This is a genomic window from Winogradskyella psychrotolerans (assembly GCF_018860565.1).
Taxonomy (GTDB): Bacteria; Bacteroidota; Bacteroidia; order Flavobacteriales; family Flavobacteriaceae; genus Winogradskyella; species Winogradskyella damuponensis.
Genome location: NZ_JAHKPS010000019.1, coordinates 1 through 1,679, shown reverse-complemented (window position 1 = coordinate 1,679; position 1,679 = coordinate 1). Strand labels below are relative to the sequence as shown.

Sequence of the window (1,679 nt, the reverse complement as noted above, 5' to 3'; positions counted from 1 at the left end):
TGGTCAGTTGCGTATTACGAAACGGCAGCAGATGCACAAGCTCAGGAAAATGTTATTCCAGACCCAACACAATACACCAATACGGCAATAAATGGATTAGCAGCCAATCCACAGACGCTTTATGCAGTAGTAACCGATACGGATACAGGTTGTGTAGATTTTGTGACTTTAACCATAAGAGTATTACCCAACCCAACCCCAACAGCGAGCGATTTATTACCAAACTTAGAGTTGTGTGATGATGTTAATACAGGAGACGGCTTAGAAGTGTTTGATTTAACAGAAAACGAAACACTCATACGTAACGGAGAAGCAGGAGTAAGTATAACGTACCATGAGACTGCAGAAGATGCCGATTCAGCAGCCAACCCAATCCCAGATCCAACACAGTATACTAATACAAGTACACCAGAACAAGAGATCTATGTAAGGATGACTAAGGATGCTACCGGTTGTTATGCCTTAGTAGATTTTACGATTGTAGTGCATCCATTACCATCAGTAGTTGCTGTAACAGACTTTATACAATGTGAATTGAATACAGACGGATTTGATAACTTTGATTTAACAACTAAAGATGCAGAAATCTTAAACGGACAAGATGCCACACAATTTACAGTGAGCTATCATGAAAGCCTATTAGATGCAGAATTAGGAATGAATGGTATTGTAAGTCCATATCCTAACCTTAGTAACCCACAACAAATCTTTGTAACCATTACTAATACTATTACAGGTTGTTCAATCAGTACACAAAGTTTTAATATTGAAGTTCAAGAAGCGGCACAGGCCAATCCAGATATGGAAGCAATTCTTTTTGAAGCGTGTGATGATAATATGGAAACAGATGGGGATACTACAAACGATAGTAGACAGTTTGATTTGACCTTTCAAGATGCAGAGGTCTTAGATGGTCAAGATCCTTTAAATTATATTGTAACGTATTACGCGACAGAAGAGGATGCTAACAACAAGGTGAATCCATTACCAACGTTGTATGAAAATGTCGTTAATCCACAAGTTATTTATGCAAGAGTAGATAATGACACACCAGATGTAGCAGGAGATGACACTTCTATATGTTATGCTATAGCCGAGGTGACCTTACAAGTTAATCCCTTACCAGAGTTTGGTTTTAATCAGAGTTATACCTTATGTTTAAATACCAATGGGTCAGAAGTCTTAGATCCATTAGTCTTAGATACAGGCTTATCAGCCACAGCATATAGTTTTGAGTGGAGTTATAATGGTACCGCAATCGTAGGAGAAACAGGACCAAGTATAATGCCAACCCAAGGAGGAACTTATAGCGTAAAGGTAATTAATGACAGTACGTTTTGTGAGAGTGAATTAAGTACAGAGGTTATAGAAAGTGAGCCACCAGCACTGGTTATCGAGTTACTAACACAAGCATTTGCAGAAAATCATGTTTTACAAGCTATGGCAAGTGGAAGTGGAGATTATGAATACAGTTTAGATGGAGGAGCATGGCAAGATGAGGGGCTTTTCACTAATGTATCTGCAGGCCAACATCATATTACGGCAAGAGACAAAAATGGTTGTGGTTTAACAACAGAACCAAAGTTTGTTATTGACTATCCATTGTATTTTACACCTAATGGAGATGGTAAAAATGAAACTTGGAACATCGAAGGTATTGGAAGTAGTGCAAAAATTTA

At 38.2% G+C, this 1,679-nt stretch carries 1 pseudogene; it reads left to right on the top strand.

Annotation, left to right across the window (positions count from 1 at the left end):
* Window positions 1-1,679: pseudogene (locus KO504_RS08920) on the top strand (hypothetical protein); the annotation flags it as partial.